Below are 6948 nucleotides of genomic sequence, written 5' to 3' on the forward strand. Positions count from 1 at the left end.
GTTTGAAGAGCTGGGCCAATGACCTAGCCGGCGCACTGCCGGTCGAAGCCCTGCCATACCCTCCCCGCCCTTCGCAGACGCGGGATTTCCGTGCTAGGACACGCCCTTAGCAGAAGGTTGAAACCCCATGGCCGCCCCCCTCAAAGCCGTTGACGGCAATGCCGATCTCCAGGCGCTGATGTCCGATCTCGCCACCCGTGCCCGCGCTGCCGCGCGCGTGCTGGCGCTGGCGCCGCCGGAGCAGAAGAACCGGGCGCTCGAGGCCATGGAACGGGCGATCCGCGGCAATGCCGCGGCGATCCTCGCCGCCAATGCCGAGGACGTCGCTGAGTTCCGCGCCTCCGGCAATGCCACCTCCTCCTTCATCGACCGCCTGACGCTGACGCCGGCGCGCGTCGAAGGCATGGCCGAGGGCATCGGCATCGTGCGCGGCATTGCCGATCCGATCGGCGTCGTCACCGCGAGCTGGCAGCGGCCGAACGGCATGACCATCGAGCGCGTGCGTGTGCCGCTCGGCGTCGTCGGCGTGATCTTCGAGAGCCGGCCCAATGTCGCGGCCGATGCCGGCGTGCTGTGCCTGAAGTCGGGCAATGCGGTCATCCTGCGCGGCGGCTCGGACAGTTTCCGCTCCTGCCGCGCCATCCACGATTGCCTGGTGCAGGGGCTGCGCGAAGCCGGGCTGCCTGAAGCTGCCATCACATTGGTGCCGACGCGAGACCGCGCCGCGGTCGGCATGATGCTGTCGGGATTGAACGGCGCCGTCGACGTGATCGTGCCGCGCGGGGGCAAGAGCCTCGTCGCGCGCGTCGAGGCGGAAGCGCGCGTGCCGGTGTTCGCGCATCTCGAAGGCGTCAACCACGTCTACATCGATGGCAGCGCCGACCTCGCCATGGCGAAGTCGATCGTGCTCAACGCCAAGATGCGCCGCACCGGCGTCTGCGGTGCAGCCGAGACGCTGCTGGTCGATCGCGCTGGCGCCGCAACGAGCCTGAAGCCGCTGGTCGAGATGCTGCTCGATGCCGGCTGCGAGGTGCGCGGCGACGACGCCGTGCAGAAGACTGATGCGCGCGTCAAACCCGCCAGCGAAGACGATTGGGACACTGAATATCTCGATGCGATCATCGCGGCGAAGGTGGTCGACGGCGTCGACGGTGCGATCACGCATATCCAGAACCACGGCTCGCATCACACCGACGCGATCGTGAGCCAGGATGATACCGCCGCGAAGAAATTCCTGAGCGAGGTCGATTCCGCAATTGTGCTGCACAACGCCTCGACGCAGTTCGCCGATGGCGGCGAGTTCGGCTTCGGCGCCGAGATCGGCATCGCTACCGGCCGATTCCACGCTCGCGGCCCTGTTGGCGCCGAGCAGTTGACGAGCTTCAAGTATCGCGTCCACGGCACAGGGCAGACGCGGCCGTAAACGGCGCGAGGCGCGGGCATTGAGTAACAAATTCGTCGTGCCGCGTTCCGTGGCGCAAGCGGTCCCGCCCCACACCGAGGGCATGCGCATCGGCCTGCTCGGCGGCTCGTTCAATCCGCCGCATCAGGCTCATCGCGCGATCAGCCAATTCGCACTCAAGCGATTGCAACTCGATCGCGTCTGGTGGCTGGTGACCCCCGGCAATCCGCTGAAGGAGAACGGCAACCTGCATGAGCTCGGCGAGCGCATGCAGGCGGCGCGCGATGTCGCTGATGATCCCAGGATCGGTGTGAGCTGTCTCGAATCCGTCATTCGCACCCGCTATACTATCGACACAATCAACACCCTGCGCCGCCGCTTCAGCGGCTTGCGCTTTGTCTGGATTATGGGCGCCGACAACCTCGCTCAATTCCATCGTTGGCAGGACTGGCGGCGCATCGCCGGCCAGGTGCCGATTGCAGTCATCGATCGTCCGCCGCAGAGTTTTCGCGCCCTCGCCTCACCCGCCGCCCAGGCGCTGGCGCGCTATCGCATGCCCGAGAGTGAGGCAGCATTCCTTGCAGACCGGCCGACGCCGGCCTGGGTCTTCCTGACCGGATTGAAGCTTAATCTCTCCTCGACGGGCCTACGGAACCCGGACGGGAGCTGGAAAGGTACGAAGTGATACTGATACAGAGTGTGTGGAAGCGGGGCTCTCTGGCATATTGAAACCCTTAACCCCACATGATGTAGTATAACCAGTGAGTGCCGGATTCGGCATTCGCGATACAGTGAAAGGAATGGTCCCTGGCCACATCTGTATTGTCCAAGTCTGTTTTACCCAAGGTAGCTAAACCCGCGCGTAAAACATCGACCAAAGCTGCGGCCTTGAAGGCGCAACCCGACGCCGACAAGACGCTGAGCCTGATCCTCTCCCGCCTCGAGGATATGAAGGCGGAAGAGACGGTCACCATCGACCTTCGCGGCAAATCGACGTACTCCGATTACATGATCGTCACCACCGGCCGGGTTAACCGGCACGTTGGCGCGATCGCGGACAACGTCACCAAGAGCCTCAAGGAAAACGGTATCAAGAGCATCCACGTCGAGGGCTTGCCCAATTGCGACTGGGTGCTGATCGATTCCGGCGATGTGATCGTGCACGTGTTCAGACCCGAAGTCCGCGAGTTCTACAATCTCGAGAGATTGTACACGCAGGGCCCAGGGGCGGCGAAGGCGATCTAGAGGGGCTACTACTGGCCGATTTCGAATCGGCTGGCGCGCATGCTAGCGTCGTGCGCGCGCGAGATGCGCGCGGTCTTGAAAACGCGACCCTGAAGACGTGGTCCTGAAGACGTTATGCGTGTTGCTGTCATTGCGGTGGGCCGGCTGAAGCAGGGCCCCGAACGGGAGCTTGCCGACCGCTATTTCGAGCGGTTCGACGAGGCCGGCCGCAAGCTCGGATTCCGCGAGCTGTCGATCCACGAAATTCCCGAAAGCCGCGCGCGCGACGCCGCGACACGGATGGCCGAAGAGGCCGCGGCGATCGGCGCGCACATTCCGGAAAAATCGATCCTGGTGGCGCTGGACGAGCGCGGCCAGAATCTCGATTCCACCGTATTCGCACGGCATCTCGGGCGCTGGCGCGACGAGGGTGCCGGTCATACTGTCTTCGTGATCGGAGGGGCGGACGGACTTTCGCCCGAATTACGCCGTAAGGCCAAGCTCGCGATCGCGTTCGGCTCTGCGACCTGGCCGCATCAAATGGTCCGCGTCATGCTTCTGGAACAGCTTTATCGGGCCGCCACCATTCTGGCCGGCCACCCCTATCACCGCGCGTGATGCGCGCCACAACGAGCACCTTTGCGTAAAGCGATGCGAGCGCCGATCCTCCACCTGCTGCTGATCGCAAGCCTCATAGGCGCAAGCCTCGCGCAAGCTCAGACGGCGGCGCCGCAGAGCGCGGAGATCTCGCCCGACGCGATCAAGCAGCGCGAGCAGGAGCTGGAAGCCGCCCGTGCAAGGCAGAAGAGCGCGGAGGAAGCCCAGGCCAAGCTGAAGGCCGAGATCACCTCGCTCGGCCAGGACCGCACCCAGCTCAATCAGCAGTTGATCGATACCGCCGCCAATGTGCGCACCGTCGAGAGCAAGATCGACGAAGCCGCAGCACGCCTGCAGTCGCTGAACGGCCGCGAGCAGCAGATGCGCTCGTCGCTTGATTCGCGCCGCGCCGACATCATCGAGGTGCTGGCGGCCCTGCAGCGCGCCGGCCGGCGCACGCCGCCCGCGCTGCTGGTACGCCCCGAAGATGCGCTGCAATCGCTTCGCACGGCGATGCTGCTCGGCGCCGTCGTGCCGGAATTGCGCGGCCGCGCGGAGAAACTCGCAAGTGAGCTCGGCGAGCTCGTCGCCTTGCGCAAGACCATCGCCACCGAGCGCGACCAGCTCGCCCTAGATCGCGACAGGATCCGCAACGATCAGACCCGGCTCACCGCCCTGGTCGACGAGCGGCAGCGCCAGCAGGCGTCGCGGGAAAAGGACCTCGATGCCGAGAACTCGCGCGCAATCACGCTTTCAAGGCAGGTTGGCGATCTCCAGGGGCTGATCTCCAAGATGGAGCAGGATCTGCAAAGCGCGGCCAAGGCGGCCGAGGCCGCAAAGCAGGCCGAGGCGAAAGCGGCCGCCAGCGCCAAGTCCGGCCCGGCCGCTTTCAAGGACCGTTCCCGGACCAGCCCGGCGATCGCCTTCGCCTCGGCCAAGGGTCTCCTGCCTCTTCCGGTTAACGGTAACAAGATCAGGGATTTCGGCGGTTCCGACGGGATCGGCGGGGTCCAGAAGGGCATTTCGCTGGCAACCAGGCCCGGCTCCCAGGTCACGACGCCATGCGATGGCTGGGTGGTCTACGCCGGCCCATTCCGCAGCTATGGACAACTCTTGATCCTCAATGCCGGGGGCGGGTATCATGTCCTGATCGCCGGGATGGAGCGCATTTCGGTCAATATCGGACAGTTTGTGCTCACGGGGGAGCCGGTCGCGACCATGGGATCGACCTCTCAAGTCGCCTCCATTCTCGCCACGAACGCGAGTCAACCTGTGCTCTATGTTGAGTTCCGCAAAGACGGCACTCCAATCGATCCAGGCCCATGGTGGGCCGCAAATGAAGGCGAGAAGGTTCGCGGATGATGCGCAAGACTTCAGTTATCCTCCTCAGCGCGGCCACCGGCGCGGCGCTGACGCTGTTCGTGACCCAGCCGCGCGCGGTCTTCATGGGCTCCAGCGCGCGAGCCGCCACCGCGGACACCTATCGCCAGCTCAACCTGTTCGGCGACGTCTTCGAGCGCGTGCGCTCCGACTATGTCGAGAAGCCCGACGACACCAAGCTGATCGAATCCGCCATCAGCGGCATGCTCACCGGCCTCGATCCGCATTCGAGCTACATGGACGCCAAGAGCTTCCGCGACATGCAGGTGCAGACCCGCGGTGAGTTCGGCGGTCTCGGCATCGAAGTCACGATGGAAGACGGCCTCATCAAGGTTGTCTCGCCGATCGACGACACGCCGGCCTCGCGCGCCGGCATCATGGCCAACGACATCATCACCAATCTCGACGACGAGGCGGTGCAGGGCCTGACCCTGAACCAGGCGGTCGAGAAGATGCGCGGTCCGGTCAACACCAAGATCAAGCTCAAGATCATCCGCAAGGGCCAGGACAATCCGATCGACGTCACCCTGGTGCGCGACAACATCCGCGTCCGCTCGGTGCGCGCGCGCATCGAGGCCGACGACATCGCCTACATCCGCATCACCACCTTCAACGAGCAGACCACCGAAGGCCTCAAACGCGAGGTCACCAACCTCTCGAACCAGATCGGCGACAAGCTCAAGGGCTACATCATCGACCTCCGCAACAATCCGGGCGGCCTGCTCGAGGAAGCGGTCACCGTCTCCGACTCGTTCCTGGAGAAGGGCGAGATCGTGTCGACCCGCGGCCGCAACGCCGAGGAGACCCAGCGCCGTACCGCGCATGCGGGCGACCTGACCAAGGGCAAGCCGGTCATCGTGCTGGTCAATGGCGGCTCGGCCTCGGCGTCCGAGATCGTCGCCGGCGCGCTCCAGGACCACAAGCGCGCGACCATCGTCGGCACGCGCTCGTTCGGCAAGGGCTCGGTCCAGACCATCATTCCGCTCGGCTCGGGCAACGGCGCGCTGCGGCTGACCACGGCGCGCTACTACACGCCGTCGGGCAAGTCGATCCAGGCCAAGGGCATCGTGCCCGACATCGAAGTGCTCCAGGACGTGCCGGACGAACTGAAGTCGCGCACCGACACCAAGGGCGAGGCGTCACTGCGCGGCCACCTGAAGAACGACGGCGACGAGAAGACCGGTTCGCAGTCCTACGTCCCGCCGGACGCCAAGGACGACAAGGCGCTCAAGATGGCCGACGACCTGCTCCACGGCATCAAGAACAGCGCCTCCGCGGCACCGACGCCGGGCAGCGACAACAAGGGCACGACGACCGACAAGCCCAAGGCTGCGAATTAAGGCTGCGAATTAGGGCTGCGAACCCGGCCGGCGAACAGGTCGGCGCAACCCACGCGATCTCTCGAAAAGGGCGGCTCCCGGAGCCGCTCTTTTTGCTTGGAAGTCTGCCCGTCCCCGGCCTATCCCGGCCTGCCGCCACTTGACCTCGGCGTGGTATCTTCGGCGTGAGTGATTCGGGATCGCGCATGACTGAAACGGCCGATGATCTGAGCGCCCCGCTCGGACAGAACAGCCCGCGCCGGAAACGCCGGCTGCGGTTGCCGTTCACGGCCATGCAGGCGCTTGCCGTCCTTCTCGGCCTGTTCCTGGTCTCCTTCGCCGGCTTCGCCATCTTCAACAGGGATCCGCTCGGCGGCGAGCCGATGACGCGGATCGCGATCCGTGAGCCCAAAGCCACGGACCAGAAGCCGGCCGCCTCCAGCCAGGGCCAGGAAAGCAAGCGCGAAATCAAGGAGACGCCGAAGCAGGCCACCCCGGGCGATCAGAAGACCGTCACCATGATCGACGGCTCCACTGGCGCGCGCCATGACGTGGTGATCGGCAGCGGCGATGCAGCGGATATGGGCGAGGCGGCTTCCGCACCGCCGCCCGTCATGGCCGGAATCGATCCGAAGCTTCTGGAGAAATCACGCTACGGCATGATCCCGGTGGTCTCCGACGGGCTGAAGCCGTTCAACGTCTATGCGGCGGACGCCGACCGCGCCAAGGCCGCCAGGTTGCCAGTGGTCGCGATCGTGATCGGTGGTCTCGGCGTCGGCGCCGCCAAGACCACCGACGCCATCATGAAGCTGCCGCCGGCAATTACGCTCGCCTTCACGCCCTATGGCACCGATCCCGGCAAGCTCGCCGAGCGGGCCCGCGCCCAGCGCCACGAGATCTTCCTCCAGATCCCGATGGAGCCCTACGACTTCCCCGACAACGATCCGGGGCCGCAGACGCTGCTGACCTCGCTCAGTACCGACCAGAACATGGACCGCCTGTACTGGCATCTGAGCCGGATGCAGG

General features: G+C 65.2%; 7 protein-coding genes. All 7 read left to right on the forward strand.

Annotated elements, in window-relative coordinates:
• The first annotated feature begins 127 nt into the window (after positions 1-127).
• Positions 128-1423: a glutamate-5-semialdehyde dehydrogenase gene (locus AC630_RS16275; RefSeq protein WP_074119519.1), complete on the forward strand. Its 1296-nt coding sequence runs from the start codon at positions 128-130 to the stop codon at positions 1421-1423.
• A 19-nt stretch (positions 1424-1442) separates the two neighbouring features.
• On the forward strand, positions 1443-2087 hold the full coding sequence (locus tag AC630_RS16280) for a nicotinate-nucleotide adenylyltransferase (RefSeq protein WP_074119520.1): 645 nt from the start codon (positions 1443-1445) through the stop codon (positions 2085-2087).
• A 203-nt stretch (positions 2088-2290) separates the two neighbouring features.
• The gene (gene rsfS / locus AC630_RS16285) at positions 2291-2647 is read left to right on the forward strand and encodes a ribosome silencing factor (protein ID WP_074119521.1); all 357 of its coding nucleotides are present in this window, start codon (positions 2291-2293) and stop codon (positions 2645-2647) included.
• Between the two features lie 114 nt (positions 2648-2761).
• Positions 2762-3244 carry a 23S rRNA (pseudouridine(1915)-N(3))-methyltransferase RlmH gene (gene rlmH / locus AC630_RS16290; RefSeq protein WP_074119522.1) on the forward strand — a complete coding sequence of 161 codons (483 nt, stop codon included), beginning with the start codon at positions 2762-2764 and terminating at the stop codon, positions 3242-3244.
• A gap of 33 nt (positions 3245-3277) precedes the next feature.
• Positions 3278-4585 (forward strand): murein hydrolase activator EnvC family protein, encoded by a 1308-nt coding sequence (locus AC630_RS16295; RefSeq protein ID WP_074119523.1) that lies wholly within the window; start codon positions 3278-3280, stop codon positions 4583-4585.
• Positions 4582-5943: a S41 family peptidase gene (locus AC630_RS16300; protein ID WP_074119524.1), complete on the forward strand. Its 1362-nt coding sequence runs from the start codon at positions 4582-4584 to the stop codon at positions 5941-5943. The genes AC630_RS16295 and AC630_RS16300 overlap by 4 nt, the downstream gene beginning before the upstream one ends.
• Before the next feature lie 185 nt (positions 5944-6128).
• A partial coding sequence (locus AC630_RS16305; RefSeq protein ID WP_074119525.1) for a divergent polysaccharide deacetylase family protein occupies positions 6129-6948 on the forward strand: 820 nt, incomplete at its 3' end.

Source organism: Bradyrhizobium sp. AS23.2 (assembly GCF_001908185.1).
Taxonomy (GTDB): Bacteria; Pseudomonadota; Alphaproteobacteria; order Rhizobiales; family Xanthobacteraceae; genus Bradyrhizobium.

Excerpts from the sequence above, each read along its gene's own strand:
- AC630_RS16275 (WP_074119519.1), top strand. The coding sequence starts at position 128 with ATGGCCGCCCCCCTCAAAGCCGTTGACGGCAATGCCGATCTCCAGGCG.
- rlmH (WP_074119522.1), top strand. The coding sequence starts at position 2,762 with ATGCGTGTTGCTGTCATTGCGGTGGGCCGGCTGAAGCAGGGCCCCGAA.
- AC630_RS16295 (WP_074119523.1), top strand. The coding sequence starts at position 3,278 with ATGCGAGCGCCGATCCTCCACCTGCTGCTGATCGCAAGCCTCATAGGC.
- AC630_RS16300 (WP_074119524.1), top strand. The coding sequence starts at position 4,582 with ATGATGCGCAAGACTTCAGTTATCCTCCTCAGCGCGGCCACCGGCGCG.